Below are 15,307 nucleotides of genomic sequence, written 5' to 3'. Positions count from 1 at the left end.
TGCCTGCGCAGCGGCTGGAACGCGAGCGCGACGAGGACGTAGGCCGTCAGTGAGGGCCACAACCCCGTCGTCGAGCCGGCCAGCAGGGAACCGAGGGCCACCACCGCGCTCACGTAGCCGGCGGTGACGAACAGACCCAGGACAGCCAGCCGCACGGTGCGGCCGATGATCAGGTCGATGTCGTAGAGCCGGTAGCGCAGGACGGCGAAACCGGTGGCCACCTGGAACGCGAGGTAGCTCAGGTACAGCAACTGCTGCAGGTACCACCGCTGCGGAGCGTCAGCGCCCCGGGTGACGCCGTCGAACACGACGGCGGCTACCGCCGCGGCGACGGTCGCGGCTGCTGCTCCCATCCAGCGCAGTTGCTGACGCAGCTCGCCCCGAGCGCGACGGAGTCGCCGCACGAGCGCCACCGCACTGCCCGCGAGGCCCACCGTCACCGCGACCTGGCCGCCTCCCGCGAGCGCGACGGCCAGGGCCGGGGCCTCCAGCGTGTCCGTCGCGCCGAAGCTGGTCGGCGGCACGAGGAGCAGGCCGGAGGTCGCCACGCAGAACCCGCCGACCAGGAGGACCGCCACCGGCCACCAGCGACGCGACGGCAGGTGCCCGTCCGGGACCAGCAGCAGGACCAGCCCCAGCAGGGTCAGTGCGTAGGAGGCCCCGAACACCGAGCCGACCCACCCGGCCACGTGTCCGACCGGCTCGGGCACCGGGAGGTCGCCGACCAGGACCGCGAGGCCGAGCGCCTGGGCGCCCAGCCCGAGGGCGGCGCCTGCCTGTCCCGTGCAGATCAGCCAGCCGACGCGGTGACGAGGATGCCGGTCGACGATCACGGCGCCGATCACGGACCCGATCGCGACGGCGACCGTGACCGTCGGGAAGGGCTCGTCGAGGCTCTCGGCCGCCAGCAACGGGAGTCCGCCGGCCACCAGCACGACGATCTGGCCGGCGGACACGGCGACGGTGACGACGCACAGGGACCATGCCCACCGGCGGGCCGCGGCGCCCTGCGGGACCACCTGCTCAGCCATCGGAGCCACCCGGCCCCACCGGGACCGGTACCCGGCCCCGGACCCGTGTGCCGGCGTCCGGCCGGCTGTCCATCGTCAGCGTGCCCCCGAGCGACTCGACCCGGTCGCGCATGTTCGCCAGACCCGCCCCGTGCAGCGCGCCGGTGGGGTCGAAGCCCGTGCCGTCGTCGCGCACCTCGAAGGACAGCGCCGGACCGGTCCCTGCCAGCCGCACCTGTACGGACGTCGGTCGGGAGTGCTTGACCGCGTTCTGCACGGCCTCGAGGCAGCAGAAGTAGGCGGCCGACTCCACCTCGGCGGGGAACCGTCGCTCGGTCCGGTCCACCACCTGCACCGGCACGGGGCTGGTCGCCCACGCGCCTCGCAACGCCTCGGCCAGTCCCGCCTCGGCCAGCAGTCGCGGGTACACCCCTCGCGACAGCTGCTCCAGCGTGGCCAGCGCCGCCTGGGCGGCCGGCCGCAGCTCCGCGACCAGTGCGGCGGCGCGGGTGGGATCGCGACCGGCCAGGGTGGCCGCGAGACCGAGGTTCACGGTGAGCGCCACCAGGTGCTGCTGCGCTCCGTCGTGGATGTCGCGCTCCAGGCGGCGGCGAGCGACGTCCGAGGCCGCCACGATCCGCTGCCGGGAGGCCCGCAGCTCGGCCGAGCGCTCGACGGTCTGCTCGATGTGGCGCTGCAGTCCGGCCGTCAGCACGAGGTTGCGCAGCGCCAGGCCGGCCGAGGCCAGCAGGTCCTCGAGGAGACGCTGCTCCACCGGGCTCAGGCGGGTGGACGCCCCGCCCGCGTCCCGGACGACGTGGCCGATCACCTCACCTGCGTGCCGGACGTCGTGGCGCTGCACCCCCGCCCCGGAGGTCGGGATGGGGTCCGCGTCGGAGGGCCAGCGCGCGGCGAGGTCCTCGTCGGCGGAGTCCTCACGACGCAGCCACACCTCCACCCGGCGGGAACCGGTCGCCTCGGCGACCAGCCGCGCCATCCGCGGCCCCAGCTCGGCCGTTGCCGCCGCGCCGGCGACCTGGTGGCTGAACTCGGCGAGCACGTCGTACGGCGAGGTCAGCCAGCGCCGGGACAGGTGCCGGCGGACGGGTTCGAAGGTCACGGCGACGACCGCGGTCGCGACCACGGCCAGCGGCACGCTCGGAGGACGGCTCCCGAGCAGCATCCCGCCGCCGAGGACCAGCACCCAGTAGATCGCCAGGACGTATCCGGCCAGGCACACGGCGACGACCAGTCGAGCGCCGACCGTGGTCCGGGGATGCCGGTCGCCGGTGGCCACGCAGGGAGTGTGGGGGAGGGGACCCGGTCGGAACAGGGGCCCCGGCCGCGCCCGGGGGAGGTGCCGGCGCCGACCGCGGTTCAGTCGGGTGTGGCCGCTTCCAGGAAGCGGAGCACGGCGAGCACCCGGCGGTTGACGTCCGGCTCCTCGCTCACCCCGAGCTTCGCGAACAGCGCGTTGGTGTGCTTCTCCACTGCTCGTTCGCTGACGTGGAGCGCACGGGCGATCGCCGCGTTGCTCTTGCCGGTGGCCATCTCGCGCAGCACGGCGAGTTCCCGTTCCGAGAGCGCGGCCAGAGGTGAGCGCTCCTGCTCCCTGCGGCGGGTCACCAGGGCCTCCACCACCTGCGGATCGAGCGCGGACCCACCGCGGCACACCGCCTCCAGCGCGGCCACCAGCTCGTCGAGGCGCCCGATCCGCTCCTTCAGCAGGTAGCCCAGGCCGGCCACGCCACCGGACAGCAGGTCCATGACGTCGGCCGGTTCGGCGTACTGGGACAGCACGACCACGCCGGTGCCGGGATGGTCCCGGCGGATCTGCTTCGCCGCCCGCAGACCCTCGTCGGTCCAGGTCGGGGGCATGCGGATGTCGGTGAGCACCGCGTCCGGCGCGGTGGCCCGGACGACCTGCACGAGTGACGGACCGTCCTCCGCCAGCGCGACGACGTCGACGTCCGCGGCTTCTGCCAGGAGCGCCGCCGTGCCCTGACGGACCAGGAAGTTGTCATCGGCGAGGACCACCCGCAGGGCCATTGCGGAACCGTAACGGCGCGGGGGGCTCCCCTCACACCCGCGGTGAGCCAGCACCCCGGGAAGGGGTGCCGTCCTCCGCCCGACCGTGGTGCTCGCAGGCTCCTGCCGCTCCTCCGGTCTCCCTAGCGTCCTTCCCGCGTCCGCTGACCACGACGACGGAGGAGCACCGATGATCGAGATCCGCAACCTGACCAAGGTCTACGGAGCGACCCGCGCCGTCGACGAGCTGACCGTGACCGTGCGTCCCGGGAGGGTGACCGGGTTCCTCGGCCCCAACGGCGCCGGGAAGTCCACGACGATGCGCGCCATCGTCGGTCTCGACCGCCCCACCAGCGGGGAGGTCCTCGTCTCCGGACGGCGCTACGCCGACCACCCCGCCCCGATGGGCGAGGTCGGGGCCCTCCTGGACGCGAAGGCCGCGCACCCGGGCCGCACGGCCCTGACACACCTGCGCGCACTGGCCGTGACCAACGGCATCCCCCGGAGCCGCGTCGACGACGTCATCGCCATGGTCGGTCTCCAGGAGGTCGCCAACCGGCGGGTCGGCGGGTTCTCCCTGGGGATGGCGCAGCGCCTCGGCATCGCCGCCGCCCTCCTGGGCGACCCCGAGGTCGTCCTGCTCGACGAGCCGGTCAACGGGCTGGACCCCGACGGCATCCGCTGGATCCGCGGGTTCCTGCGCGGCCTCGCAGCCGAGGGGCGCACGGTCTTCGTCTCCTCGCACCTGATGAGCGAGATGGCGCTGACCGCCGACCACCTGGTCATCGTGGGCCGCGGCCGGCTGCTGGCCGACGTCTCCATGGAGGAGATGACCGCCTCCGCGTCCGGACAGGTCCGGGTCCGCAGCCCGCAGGCCGACGAACTCGCCCGCCTGCTCTCCGGGAACGGCGCGGCGATCACGCAGTCCGGGCCCGACCTCCTGTCGATCGCCGGACGCACCAGCACGGACATCGCCGAGACCGCGCTCTCGGCCCGGATCCTGCTGACCGAACTCACCCCGGTCCACGCCTCGCTGGAGGACGCCTACCTGGCGCTGACCGAGCACGACGTCCAGTACCGCGCCATCGACCACGACCGCACCGCCCCTGGGAGGGCCGCCGCATGACCACCACCACCGACCGTCCCCGGTCCGCAGCCGCCGTCGGCCGATCCTCCGGCCTGCGCGTCACCCAACGACGCGTCCTCGCCGCCGAGGGCATCAAGCTGCGCAGCCAGCGCCCAGTCGTCTGGCTGCTCGTCATCAGCGTCCTGAGCATCGTCGCGGCGGCGCTCTCCTCCGCGCTCACCTCCACCCTCGCCGACGCCCCGCCCGAGGGCGAGGGCGGTGCCGCGGATCCGCTGGGGGCCGCGCTGACCGGCGTGAGCTTCACCCAGGTGCTGGTCGTCGCACTCGGCGTCCTCGTCGTCGCCAGCGAGTACAGCACCGGCCTCTTCCGGGCGACCTTCACCGCCGTGCCGAAGCGGCTGCCCGTGCTCTGGGCCAAGGCCGTCGTGACGGCGGGCGCGGTCCTCGTCGCCGCACTGGTGGCCGCGCTCGCCTCCTTCCTCACGGCGCGAGCCGTCATGTCGTCCGCGGACGTGAACACGTCCCTGGGTGATCCGGGGGTCCTCCGAGCGCTCGTGGGCTCCGCGCTGTACCTCGCTCTCACGGCGGTCATGGCGGTGGCCTTCGGCTCGCTGCTGCGCAGCGCGATCGGTGCCATGGCGGCCCTGTTCGGCCTGCTGTTCGTGCTGCCGCTCCTCGGCCAGCTGCTGCCGGCGACCGAGCCGTACCTCCCGAACAACGCCGGGGCCGCGATCATGCAGATCAGTCCCCCGGACGGTGTGCTGCCGCCCTGGGCCGGCCTGGGGGTCTTCGGCCTCCAGGCCGCCGTCGCCCTGGTCGCCGCCGCTGTCGCCCTGACCCGTCGCGACGCCTGACGGCCCCGGCCTCCGCCCGCGCAGCAGCGCGTCACCCCGTCGTCCGCACCGGTCGTCCGCCCGAGCGGACGACCCGACCACCCACCGGGAGCACGTCATGACCACCACGTACGACCCACCACCCCTGACGCCCGTCCCTGCCCCACGGCGCCGTGCGGCGCTCGCCGTGACGGGGACGGTGATGACGGCGCTCGGTGGCCTCGCGGCCGCGGCCGCCGCCGCCGTGATCGTCGCCTTCGGATCGAGCGGCTCGCTCGACTCGGGCTCCGCCGAGGTGTCCACGTCCTCGGCCGCGCTGGTCACCGACGTCGCCGCGATGGAGGACGTCGACGGCATCGCCGCCGTCACCGGCTCGCCGACCCTCCGGTTGTCGGCGACGAGCACGGGTCCGTCCGGCGTCTTCGTCGGCGTGGGACCGGCCGACGCGGTCACCGAGTACCTGTCCGGCGTCGCGTTCGACCGGATCACCGACTTCTCCGTGGACCCCCTCCGTCTCGACGTGACGGGCGAACCGGGCGTGGCCTCGGCGGCGCCGCCGGGTGACCAGGACTTCTGGGTGGCGTCGGCCACCTCGCAGTCGGTGGCCGACCTCGCCTGGCCGGTGCAGGACGGGGACTACCAGCTCGTCGTGATGAACGCCGACGGCAGTCCTGGGCTGACCAGCACGGCGCAGGTCCGACTGGAACTGCCGAACGCCTTCCCCGTGTCCCTGGGGGTGCTGATCGGTGGCGGTGTCCTCGCCACGGCGGGGATCGCCCTCGTCGTCGTGGCCGTCACCCGTAGCCGGCGAGCCGCCACCACGTAGCACCCCCCCCCCGGGTGCCCGTCTCCCGGCGTCCTCGCCGGGTGACGGGCACCCGGGGGACCGGAGGACCTCCGGGAACCACCCACCTCTCGCAAGGGATCACCGCGATGACACGTCCCACGCCGCAGCAGCCGCCCGTCCCAGGACGACCGCCCACGACCACGGCCGTACCACCGCCGCGCCGCACCCGAGGGGCAGCCGTGCGCAGGCCCGTCCTCGTCGTCGCCGTCACGGCCCTGCTCCTCGGCCTCGCCGGGGCGCTGTCGCTCTCCGCCGTGTCACGTGCCGACGACGACCGCCGGGACGCCTCGACATCGCTGTCCTTCGACGTCCGGTTCAGCCCACAGACCCTGGTCGCCACGAACAACGAGCGCGATCCGGACAGCCCCCTGGCGCTCGGCGACGCGAACCTCTTCCACGACCAGTTGTTCGTGGACGGCGAGCAGGTCGGCGACGAGGCCGGGTCCTGCGTCATCGTCGCACTGGCTCCGCAGATCCTGGCCGACTGCAGCATCGTGGTCCGCCTCCCCGACGGCCACATCACCGGTCAGTTCGCCACGAGCCCCGGCCCCGACCCGAAGCCGATCGCCCTGACCGGCGGAACGGGTGCCTACCGCGGCATCGGCGGTGAGGGGACGCTGGTCGAGTTCGGGGACGAGACGGGGACCCTGACGCTGGAGGTCCTGTTCCTCGACACCAGGCGCGGGCAGGACTGAAGCCCCCGACCGGGGCTCCTGACGTCGTGCACGCGCCCAGCGGCGAGTCCTGACACGCTCGACCCCGCCTCGTCCGCTGGGACGAGGCGGTGCGGGGCCGGTCGTGAGCCCCGCTGGACCTCCCGGACGCCCACGACCTGCCGAAGGCGTTCTTCCCCGAGCACCTCGAGGCGTTCGCCGGCGAGTGGTCGGCGCGGTTCCTGCGCAGCCCGAAGGCGTGGGACCGCATCCGGGTTGTCCGGGCCCAGTTCGACTGGGCGCACGAGGGACTGGTCCCGGCCCCGGTCGACCGCGGCGCCGTGCTCTTCCTGGTCACCCGCGTGCCGGGCGCCTTCGACGGTCAGGCCGTGCTGCGGTACCTCGAGGAGCGCCCCGTGCTCATCGAGGTCACGCTGCGCCGCATCTTCGACGTCGACGGCACCAGCGGAGCCTCACTCGCCCAGCGGGACGCGGCATGCGTCGAAGGACGGCGGATGGACGACTTCGTCATCCCGGAGTCGATCCGCCGCGGCCACTGGACGGTCGACTTCGTCGGAGACGGCATCGCCCTGCTCTCGCGCGACCAGGCGCCCCACCTGGCGCGCTGGTTCACCGGCCTGGCTGCTCAGGTCGCGCGCGTGAGCCGGGAGCGCTGACCGACGGGCAGCCCCCTGGTGCCCCCGGCAGGATTCGAACCTGCGACACACGGTTTAGGAAACCGATGCTCTATCCCCTGAGCTACGGGGGCTCGTCGGCGCGGAGCCGACCGGGGCGTGCCGGACGAGGCTACCGGGGCGGGTCGGGCGCTCCCGCGCAGCGTCCCGGGTGGCTACCGTCGGACCGTGCTCCTCGCGGTGGTGGAGATCGTGCTGCTGCTGGTGGTCCTCGGCCTGCTGGTGACCCGCCTGGGCGCGTGGTCGGCCGCACGACGGGCCGTCGCGGCCCCGGCGCACTGGACGGCGGCGCACGTCGAGGTCGACGGCGAGACACGGGTGCTGCTGCGGCACTGGCGCCCCGGAGCCGACGGGTCGCCGGTCGTGCTCGAGGACCGGGTGTTCGCGACCTTCCCGGCGGACGACCCCGCCTGGGAGGCGCGCTTCACCGAGGCGATGGCCGGCGCGCGGTTCCGCTGCTCGTACCTGGACGCCGAGGAGCGCTGACGGCCGGCGCCTCCTCGGCGGACGCGTCGGCAGGAGCGCGGCCGGCGGTCTCCTCGACCAGCCGGACGACGGTGCGCGGCCGGTCCGACTGCGGCGCGTGCCCGGCCCACACCAGCGGGCGGAACCGGGACCCCGGCACCAGCGGCAGGTAGCGGACGGTCTGCCCCGAGGAGATCCAGTCGGCGACGCCCTGCACCAGCGTCACGGGACACGCGATGCGGTCCATGCCGCGGGGCACGTCGAGCAGCAGCGCGTGGAGCAGCGTGCGCCAGTAGTCGCGGGCGTCGGAGAACCCCTCGCGGGCGCCGATGGCCTCCTCGCGGCTCGTCGACCACGGCTGGGCCTTGAGCGGGGCGAGCATGGCGCTGCGGCCGATCCGCGAGCGCGACAGCGGCTCCACCAGCGGGGCCGCCGTCCGCATGACCACGCGGGCCACCGCCATCCCGGTGCCCTGGAAGACGCGCTCGGGCGGCACGTTGAGCCCCGACGGCGCGATGGCGACCACGGACCGCGCGCGGCCCCGGCGGGCCAGTTCCAGGGCCACCCGGGCGCCCAGGGAGTTGCCCAGCACGTGCACCCGGCCGACACCCTCGGCGTCGAGGGTCCGCTCGACGGCGTCGGTGATCGCCGCGACGGTCGGCCGCTCCTCCAGGTGCGGGGACTCCCCGCACCCGGGCAGGTCCAGCGCCAGGACGTCGAACCGCTCGGACAACTCGGGGACGACGGCGGTGAAGTCGCGCCGGGAGCTGCCCATGCCGTGCAGGAGCACCAGTGGCTCACCCCGGCCGGAGCGGGCGACGGACAGCGGTGCGCGGAGGGGGAGGACGGGCACCCCGGACGGGTACCCGGCCCGACGCCGTTCCCGCGGTGACGTCGGCCACTGTCCCGGCCGGTGGAGGATGGGGTCATGGGTCAGGTCGTCGCCACCGCCGAACGCACCGTCCGCGCACCCGCCGAGCGGGTCCGCGCGGCACTCGCCGACTACACCGGCACCCGGCGGGAGGTGCTGCCCGAGCAGTTCAGCGACTACCGGGTCGACGCCGGCGGCCAGGGCTCGGGCACCCGCGTGCACTGGCGGTTCGCCGCGACGTCGAAGCGGGTGCGCGAGCAGGACGTCGAGGTCACCGAGCCCGAGGGCAGCCTCGTCGAGCGCGACACCCGCTCGTCGATGGTCACCACCTGGACGGTCACCCCCGCGGGTGCCGGCAGCAGCACCGTGCGGGTGCGCACCACCTGGGACGGCGCCGGCGGCGTCGGCGGCTTCTTCGAGCGGACCTTCGCACCGCGCGGCCTGCGCCGCGTCTACGACGACCTGCTGGGCCGGCTGGAGCGGCGGCTCGGCTGACCGGGACCCCGACGGGGGCGGCACGGCGCGCCGTCGCGGAGGACCATGGGCCGGTGACCGCCGCCCTCCCCGCCGTCGCGAGCCCGGCGGGCCTCGACGAGCTGGCCGGCCTGGTCGCCGACGGCGACGTCCTCGTCCTCTCCGGCGCCGGCCTGTCCACCGACTCCGGCATCCCCGACTACCGGGGCGCCACCGGCTCGCTGCGCCGGCACACCCCGATGACCTGGCAGACCTTCCGGCGCGACCCGCGCGGGCGGCACCGCTACTGGGCGCGCAGCTACGTCGGCTGGCCGCAGATGGCCGCCGCCCGGCCCAACGCCGGGCACTCCGCGGTCGCCCGGCTGCAGCGCGCCGGCCTGCTCGGCGGCGTCGTCACGCAGAACGTCGACGGCCTGCACCAGGCGGCCGGCGCACGCGACGTCGTCGAGCTGCACGGCGGGCTGGACCGCACCGTCTGCCTGGCCTGTGGCGACGTCGCCGGCCGCGCGGAGCTGCACCGCCGGCTGCGGGTGGCCAACCCGGGGTTCGGCCCGCGCGCGGACGAGGTGAACCCCGACGGCGACGCCGAGCTGCCCGACGAGGTGCTCGACGGCTTCGTGATGGTCGACTGCACCGCCTGCGGCGGCGGCCCGCTCAAGCCCGACGTCGTCTTCTTCGGCGAGACGGTGCCGCGCGACCGCGTGGACACCTGCTTCCGGATGCTCGAGGACGCAGGCAGCCTGCTCGTCCTCGGCTCCTCGCTGACGGTCATGAGCGGCTACCGGTTCGTGCTGCGGGCCGCCGAGCTCGGCATCCCGGTCGGCGTGGTCACCCTCGGGCCCACCCGCGGCGACGCGAAGGCCGACGTGAAGGTCGACGCGCCGCTGGGCGAGGTGCTGCCCGAGCTCGCCCGCCGCTGCGGGGCATGAGCCGGGACGTCGAGCACACCGACGACGGCCGCTGGGTCGTCGTCGACGGGCGGCGCTGGCGGAAGGCCGACCCGGCGCTGCCCGACGACGTCCGCGCCCGGCTGCTGTCGCACCTGGGCGCCGCCCGCTCGGCGGTACGCACCGCTGCCGACCCCGCGGCCGTGCGGGCCGCGCGCGACCGGGTGCAGCTGGCCAAGACCGGCCTGGGCGAGCGCGGCCCGGCCTGGTGGGACCAGGACGACGACGCCCGCCGCGCCCGGTGGGAGGAGGCGCTGGAGGCGCTCGGCGGTTGACCCGCCACCCGGACGGGCAGGAAGACCCGCGATGCAGACCTTCCTGCCGGTGGCCGACTTCGAGGAGAGCGCGCGGCTGCTGGACTCGCCGCGGCTGGGCAAGCAGCGCGTGGAGACGCTGCAGGTGCTGCGCGCGCTCGAGCTGCCCGACTACGGCTGGGCCTCGCACCCGGTCGTGCACATGTGGCGCGGGCGGACGGCGGCGCTGGTGGTCTACGGCCTGGCGATGGTCAGGGTGTGGCGCGAGCGCGGGTTCGCCGACAGCACGCACACGCTGATCGCCGAGTTCGCCCCCGACGTCGAGGGGGCCTCCCAGGATGAGATGGCCCGCGCCGGCCTGCTGCCCTCCTGGGTGGGGGACGACGCGCTGCACCTGTCCCACCGGTCCAACCTGCTGGCCAAGGACCCGGACTTCTACCGGCCGCTGTTCCAGCCCCTGTTCGGCAGCGAGCCCGACGACCTGCCCTACGTGTGGCCCGGTCCCGACGAGGTCCCGCCGGCTCCCGAGCCCGAGGGCACGCGGGTGTGGGTGGTCCGGCCGCGGGCGCACAACGAGCTCGGCGCCTGCCTGGCGGCGGGCGTCGTCGGCCTGGGGACCCAGTCGGGCGTCGACGTCGACGCCACGGGCCTGTCGCCGGCCGAGCTGCGGGCGCTGGCCAAGGAGATCTCGGGACGGCGGCCCAGCAAGGACCTGCGCCAGCTCTCGACGTTCCTCGACGAGATCCGCCCCGGTGACCCGGTGGCGCTGCCCATCGAGCACGGCGCCGGCCTGCTGGTCGGTGAGGTGCTCGGCGACTACCTCTTCGACGGCCGCGAGCTGCTGCCGCACCGGCGGCCGGCCCGCTGGGACCACGTGGTGCCCCGCGCCGCGGCCCGCCCGCCCGCGACGCTGCAGGACCCGCGCGCGCTGTTCTCCGTGGTGATCGACCCCGACGTGCTGCCGCCGTCGCTGGCCGGCACCACCTACCGGGAACCCGCGCTGCCGCTGGTCTGAGCCGGACCGGCGACCACCGTCGTCCAGGCCCGCGCGTGCAGCCGGCGCAGCTCCAGCCAGGGCGCGAGCTCGGCGTCGGAGGGACCGCCCACGGCGTCCAGCGCCGCCCGGCCGTCGAGCCGGGAGGTGAGGCGCAGGCAGGCGAGGTCCCACGCGGCCGGGCCGGTGCAGGTGTCCTCCAGGTCGGTCCACCGCCACCCGTCCGGCGTCGCCAGCAGGTTGCCGGGGTGGGCGTCGCCGTGCAGCACCTGTGCCGGACCGCCGAGCCGCGGCCGCAGCTCGTCGAGCTCCTCCGCCGTCCGCGCGCGGACGGCGGGGGACACGCCCCAGGCGCCGGAGCGGTCGGTCCACACCGCGAGGTCGTCGAGCGGGGTGTCCAGCGGCGACCCGGTCACGGGGAGGGCGGCCAGGTGCCGGTGCAGGGCGGTGAGCTCGGCGGCCGCCTCGGCGGGCGTGGGCGTGCGGGGGAGGACCGCCACGTGCGTCCAGAAGGTGAGCGTCAGCCCGTCGTGCCGGTGCGGCCCGGGCGGCAGCAGGTCGCTCGGCGGGACGACGGCGGCACCCGCCGCGGCCAGGGCGGCGGCGAGCGCGACCTCGCGGCCGAACGGGCGGGCGGGGTCGGGTCGCAGCAGCGGCGTCAGGGTGGCCACCCGCGCCACCACCGGTGCCGGCGCCAGGTGCACGACCGCGTTCACGCCGTCGTGCAGGACCCGCGGTGCGCCGCACCGGACGCCGGAGGCGGTGGCCACCGCGACCGCGGCGGCCACCGCCCGCGCGGCCCGCCCGGTCACGCCCCGGGCAGCGGCACGTTCTGCAGCCGCACCTGCCCACGGGCGACGAGCTTGCCGTCCTCGCGGGTCAGCTGCACCAGCCACAGCTGCAGGGTGCGGCCCTGCTGGACCGGCTCGGCGACGACGTCGACCCGCCCGGCGGTGACCGGCCGCAGGAAGTCGGTGCTGTTGTTGACCCCGACGGCGAACTGGCCGCGGTCGGCCACGGCCGCGCTGGCGCCGATCGACGCCGCGGACTCGATCACCGCGCAGTAGACGCCGCCGTGGACGACGCCCCACGGGGTGTGCTGGTCGGGGCCCAGCTCGACGGTGCCGGTGACCCGGGTGCCGCTGACCTCGCCGACGTCGAAGCCGGTGGCGGCGACGAAGGCGCTGCTCGAGGCCCGGTCCACGCCGGGCAGCTCGGCGCTCACGCGTCCCACACCAGGCAGAAGGGGTGGCCGACCGGGTCGGCGTACACGCGGAAGTCGCCCCCGCCGCCGGGCAGCTTCCGCGCGCCGAGCGCGAGCACCCTGGGCTCGGCCTCGTCGACGTCGGCGACGTAGACGTCGAGGTGGAACTGCTGCGGGCGCTGCGGGTCGGGCCAGTCCGGCGGCACGAGGTCCGGCGCCTGCTGGAACGCCAGCCGGTGCCCCTGGCCGCTGACCACGACCCAGTCGTCACCGGGACCGCCCTTGCTCACCTCCAGCCCCAGCAGCTCGGCGTAGAAGGTGGCGAGCGCGTGTGCGTCCGGCGCGTCGACCACGACGGAGTGCAGCTGACCGATCATGGCCCCCATCCTGACCGGCACCGGCCCGCGGCACCGCCGGGGATCCGGCCGACGATCGCGCGGATCCGGCCACCGGGCAGGATCGCGGGCGTGCCGGACCCCCTCGACCAGCCCCCGCCCTCGGCTCGCTGACCTGGGAGCCGGCCGCCGCGCGGCCCGACCTCCTCGGCGCCCCGGTCGCAGCGGCCCTGCCCGCCCTGTCCGGTCCGGCGTGGGTCGCGCCCGTGGACGACGACCTCGCCGACACGGCCGCGTTCACCGAGGCCTACGGCGTGCCGCCCGAGGCGTCGGCCAACTGCGTCGTCGTGGCCGCCCGCCGGGCGGGGCAGACCACCCTCGTCGCCTGCCTCGTGCTGGCGACCACCCGCGCCGACGTCAACGGGCTGGTCCGCCGGCACCTGGGGGCGCGCAAGGCGTCGTTCGCGCCGCAGGACGTGGCCGTCGCCGAGACCGGGATGGCCTACGGCGGGATCACCCCGATCGGCCTGCCGGCGTCCTGGCCGGTGCTGGTCGACGCCGCGGTGGCCGCCGCCGGGATCGTCGTCGTCGGCTCGGGGACCCGGGGGGCGAAGATCGCGGTGCCCGGGGCGGTCCTGGCCGGGCTGCCCACGGCCGAGGTCCTCGACGGGCTGGGCGTGCCGGTGGCCGAGGCCCCCGACCCGGCGCCGGTGCCCCCGGCGGAGCGGGCGCCCGACGACCGCGACGTCGGCTGGGGCGAGCGGCCCGACGACCCCGACCGGCGCTACCTCGAGGACCGTCCGCCGCACTGGGGCAGCGACTAGCGGGACGGCGTGCCCCGGTCCCGGCCTCCACGCCCCGCCGGCGGCGCTCGGCGAGCCGGGTCGTCGGCAGCACCACGAGGAAGTGCACGACCGCCGCGGTCAGCACGGACGTGACCACCCGGCTGACGGACGCGCGCCGTAGGTGGACCACTCGCCGTCGACCACCACCTCGCCGCCCACCCCGCCGCGCCGGTCAGGCCGATCAGCGGCGTGAGGGACGAGTCGGCGAACGCCGCGACGACCGCGGTGGACGCCGTGCCGATGACGACCGCGACGGCCGGCTCCACGACGTTGCCGCGCGGCACGAGGTCCGTGGAGCCCCCGAGCACCCCGGCATGCCTCACGGCGACCCCGGCAGGCTCAACGTGAGCGTGGCGGTGGTGGCCGCAGCGGCCAGAGTGGCGGCGGTGGCCTCGTCGACGGCGAGCACGAGCAGCCCGCCGCCGGCCGGGCCGTCCGGGCTCCCCTCGGGCGGTGCGGCCAGGACCAGGGCCCCGGAGGCGACCACCTCGGCGCGCGCCGCGCCGGACGCGGTGGCGAGCACGTCGACCCGGTCCCCGGCCGCGGCCAGCCCGGCGACGGCGAGGTCGGCCAGCCGGACCGGTGCGGCGACCTGACCGGGCGGGAGCAGCGCCGTCAGGCCCGGGCCGAGCAGCCGGACGTCGGTGACCGGCTCGCCTGCCCGCAGTGGCGCGGCGAGCACCCGGCCGGCCAGCGACGCCGGGTCGGCCGCTCCGCCGGCGGGGACCGCCGCGGCCGGCAGCTCGGCGGTCCTCAGCAGGGCCGGGGTGAGGACGGTGCCCGCCGGCAGGTCGGCGGCGGCGGTGACGACCGGCGTGCCGGGAGGCGGGGCCGCCGCCGGGACCGGCGGCGGGCGCAGGGCGAGCACGAGGGCGCCGACGGCCAGCGCCGCCGCGAGGCACCGGCGCAGCAGGGTGGCGGGGGAGCGGGGACGGCGGAGGCGGAGGCGGAGGCGGGGCACCGGCCCAGGCTCGCCGCCGGGCGGCCCCGCGGGACCCGGGGCGGGCCGGCTGTGGAGCGGCCGTCCGGCTGTGGACTGCCGGGGGTCAGCTGCCGGCGGCCTTCGCGCCGGCGCTGGAGGAGGACGACGAGCTGCCGGAGGACTCCTTCGACGACGACGACGACGTCGTCGACGAGGTGCTCGAGGACGCCGAGTCCGAGGACGCCGGGGTGCTCGCGGCCTTCTCGCTCGCCGACGAGCCGGAGCGGCTGTCGGTGCGGTAGAAGCCCGAGCCCTTGAAGACCACGCCGACCGAGCCGTAGACCTTGCGCACCGCGGCGCCGCAGGTCGGGCACTCGGCCACGGCCGCGTCGGTGAAGGACTGCACCACCTCGAACTGGTGCTTGCCCTCGGGGTTGGCGCAGACGTACTGGTACGTGGGCACGGCGTGGCACTCCTGGTCGAGCGGGGGTGGGGCGGGGCCCGGGGCCGGCGGAGGCTGGCACTCGGGGACCTCGACTGCCAATCATGCGCCAGGCCCCGGCCCGGCGTCCACGTGTGTCGGCGAGTGTGAGCTCTGCGGCACGCGTGCGCGGTACCGCGGGCGGGCGACGAGCGCGGGACCGCGGCACCCGGCCGTGCCAGGCTGTCGCCATGACGGAGTCCAGGTACCACCTCCCGGAGGACGAGCTCTACGCGAGTGCGCGGGTTCCCCTGGACGAGCAGGTCGAGGTGCGGTCCGAGCCGGTTCCTCCCCCCGCCGACTGGCGGGTCGACCCGCTGCCGTGGGCCGACGGCGGCTCCGGTGACGCGGACGGCGACTGA

Annotated in this window: 21 protein-coding genes and 1 tRNA gene; 12 read left to right on the top strand and 10 right to left on the bottom strand. The window is 75.9% G+C overall.

Annotation, left to right across the window (positions count from 1 at the left end):
- Positions 1-1,023: 1,023 nt before the first annotated feature.
- Entirely contained in the window at positions 1,024-2,307 is a 1,284-nt protein-coding gene (locus JD79_RS02945) for a sensor histidine kinase (RefSeq protein WP_110004331.1), read from the bottom strand.
- A gap of 80 nt (positions 2,308-2,387) precedes the next feature.
- Positions 2,388-3,059, bottom strand: coding sequence for a response regulator transcription factor (locus tag JD79_RS02940; RefSeq protein WP_110004330.1), 672 nt, complete (start codon positions 3,057-3,059; stop codon positions 2,388-2,390).
- Positions 3,060-3,228: 169 nt separating this feature from the next.
- On the opposite strand from JD79_RS02940, the gene JD79_RS02935 reads away from it, so the two are divergent.
- The 5 genes from JD79_RS02935 (at position 3,229) to JD79_RS02915 (ending at position 7,135) form a co-directional block, all read left to right on the top strand.
- Positions 3,229-4,164 (top strand): ABC transporter ATP-binding protein, encoded by a 936-nt coding sequence (locus tag JD79_RS02935; protein WP_110004329.1) that lies wholly within the window; start codon positions 3,229-3,231, stop codon positions 4,162-4,164.
- Positions 4,161-4,979 (top strand): ABC transporter permease, encoded by an 819-nt coding sequence (locus tag JD79_RS02930; protein ID WP_110004328.1) that lies wholly within the window; start codon positions 4,161-4,163, stop codon positions 4,977-4,979. The genes JD79_RS02935 and JD79_RS02930 overlap by 4 nt, the downstream gene beginning before the upstream one ends.
- Positions 4,980-5,076: 97 nt before the next feature.
- Complete coding sequence (locus JD79_RS22130) at positions 5,077-5,784, top strand: hypothetical protein (protein WP_146220373.1); 708 nt, start codon at positions 5,077-5,079, stop codon at positions 5,782-5,784.
- 200 nt (positions 5,785-5,984) lie between these two features.
- Entirely contained in the window at positions 5,985-6,500 is a 516-nt protein-coding gene (locus JD79_RS02920) for an allene oxide cyclase barrel-like domain-containing protein (protein WP_110004327.1), read from the top strand.
- 299 nt (positions 6,501-6,799) lie between these two features.
- On the top strand, positions 6,800-7,135 hold the full coding sequence (locus JD79_RS02915; protein ID WP_110004326.1) for a hypothetical protein: 336 nt from the start codon (positions 6,800-6,802) through the stop codon (positions 7,133-7,135).
- A 16-nt stretch (positions 7,136-7,151) separates the two neighbouring features.
- Here JD79_RS02915 and JD79_RS02910 read toward each other — a convergent pair.
- A tRNA-Arg gene (locus JD79_RS02910) sits at positions 7,152-7,227 on the bottom strand.
- A 94-nt stretch (positions 7,228-7,321) separates the two neighbouring features.
- On the opposite strand from JD79_RS02910, the gene JD79_RS02905 reads away from it, so the two are divergent.
- Complete coding sequence (locus JD79_RS02905; RefSeq protein WP_146220372.1) at positions 7,322-7,639, top strand: hypothetical protein; 318 nt, start codon at positions 7,322-7,324, stop codon at positions 7,637-7,639.
- Here JD79_RS02905 and JD79_RS02900 read toward each other — a convergent pair.
- Complete coding sequence (locus JD79_RS02900; protein ID WP_211307844.1) at positions 7,578-8,471, bottom strand: alpha/beta fold hydrolase; 894 nt, start codon at positions 8,469-8,471, stop codon at positions 7,578-7,580. The genes JD79_RS02905 and JD79_RS02900 overlap by 62 nt on opposite strands.
- 75 nt (positions 8,472-8,546) lie before the next feature.
- Between JD79_RS02900 and JD79_RS02895 the strand changes: the two genes are divergently transcribed.
- From JD79_RS02895 to JD79_RS02880, 4 genes are read left to right on the top strand one after another with little or no spacing between them, the layout of a single operon-like run.
- Positions 8,547-8,984 carry an SRPBCC family protein gene (locus tag JD79_RS02895; protein ID WP_110004324.1) on the top strand — a complete coding sequence of 146 codons (438 nt, stop codon included), beginning with the start codon at positions 8,547-8,549 and terminating at the stop codon, positions 8,982-8,984.
- Between the two features lie 53 nt (positions 8,985-9,037).
- Complete coding sequence (locus JD79_RS02890; protein ID WP_110004323.1) at positions 9,038-9,892, top strand: NAD-dependent protein deacetylase; 855 nt, start codon at positions 9,038-9,040, stop codon at positions 9,890-9,892.
- Positions 9,889-10,185 (top strand): biopolymer transporter Tol, encoded by a 297-nt coding sequence (locus JD79_RS02885; protein WP_110004322.1) that lies wholly within the window; start codon positions 9,889-9,891, stop codon positions 10,183-10,185. The genes JD79_RS02890 and JD79_RS02885 overlap by 4 nt, the downstream gene beginning before the upstream one ends.
- A 31-nt stretch (positions 10,186-10,216) precedes the next feature.
- On the top strand, positions 10,217-11,179 hold the full coding sequence (locus tag JD79_RS02880; protein WP_110004321.1) for an MSMEG_6728 family protein: 963 nt from the start codon (positions 10,217-10,219) through the stop codon (positions 11,177-11,179).
- Here JD79_RS02880 and JD79_RS02875 read toward each other — a convergent pair.
- From JD79_RS02875 to JD79_RS02865, 3 genes are read right to left on the bottom strand one after another with little or no spacing between them, the layout of a single operon-like run.
- Positions 11,149-11,970, bottom strand: coding sequence for a phosphotransferase family protein (locus JD79_RS02875; protein ID WP_110004320.1), 822 nt, complete (start codon positions 11,968-11,970; stop codon positions 11,149-11,151). The genes JD79_RS02880 and JD79_RS02875 overlap by 31 nt on opposite strands.
- Positions 11,967-12,383, bottom strand: coding sequence for a PaaI family thioesterase (locus JD79_RS02870; protein ID WP_211307843.1), 417 nt, complete (start codon positions 12,381-12,383; stop codon positions 11,967-11,969). The genes JD79_RS02875 and JD79_RS02870 overlap by 4 nt, the downstream gene beginning before the upstream one ends.
- Positions 12,380-12,739 carry a VOC family protein gene (locus JD79_RS02865; protein ID WP_211307842.1) on the bottom strand — a complete coding sequence of 120 codons (360 nt, stop codon included), beginning with the start codon at positions 12,737-12,739 and terminating at the stop codon, positions 12,380-12,382. Before JD79_RS02865 ends, JD79_RS02870 begins: the two co-directional genes overlap by 4 nt.
- Before the next feature lie 224 nt (positions 12,740-12,963).
- Here JD79_RS02865 and JD79_RS02860 point away from each other — a divergent pair, with 224 nt between their 5' ends.
- Complete coding sequence (locus tag JD79_RS02860) at positions 12,964-13,521, top strand: YbaK/EbsC family protein (protein ID WP_245899581.1); 558 nt, start codon at positions 12,964-12,966, stop codon at positions 13,519-13,521.
- Here JD79_RS02860 and JD79_RS24435 read toward each other — a convergent pair.
- The 3 genes from JD79_RS24435 to JD79_RS02845 all read right to left on the bottom strand — a co-directional run bounded on the left by JD79_RS24435 (position 13,518) and on the right by JD79_RS02845 (position 14,927).
- Positions 13,518-13,808, bottom strand: coding sequence for a hypothetical protein (locus JD79_RS24435; protein ID WP_425454183.1), 291 nt, complete (start codon positions 13,806-13,808; stop codon positions 13,518-13,520). The two genes, JD79_RS02860 and JD79_RS24435, sit on opposite strands and share 4 nt — an antisense overlap.
- A gap of 53 nt (positions 13,809-13,861) precedes the next feature.
- Complete coding sequence (cpaB, locus tag JD79_RS02850) at positions 13,862-14,503, bottom strand: Flp pilus assembly protein CpaB (protein ID WP_110004317.1); 642 nt, start codon at positions 14,501-14,503, stop codon at positions 13,862-13,864.
- 85 nt (positions 14,504-14,588) lie between these two features.
- Positions 14,589-14,927, bottom strand: coding sequence for an FmdB family zinc ribbon protein (locus JD79_RS02845; RefSeq protein ID WP_110004316.1), 339 nt, complete (start codon positions 14,925-14,927; stop codon positions 14,589-14,591).
- A gap of 209 nt (positions 14,928-15,136) precedes the next feature.
- On the opposite strand from JD79_RS02845, the gene JD79_RS22405 reads away from it, so the two are divergent.
- Positions 15,137-15,307 carry a hypothetical protein gene (locus tag JD79_RS22405; RefSeq protein WP_170149093.1) on the top strand — a complete coding sequence of 57 codons (171 nt, stop codon included), beginning with the start codon at positions 15,137-15,139 and terminating at the stop codon, positions 15,305-15,307.

This window comes from Geodermatophilus normandii, from assembly GCF_003182485.1.
Lineage (GTDB): Bacteria > Actinomycetota > Actinomycetes > Mycobacteriales > Geodermatophilaceae > Geodermatophilus > Geodermatophilus normandii.
The sequence above is the reverse complement of the archived record's forward strand: the minus strand, read 5'-3'. Positions and strand labels throughout refer to the sequence as shown.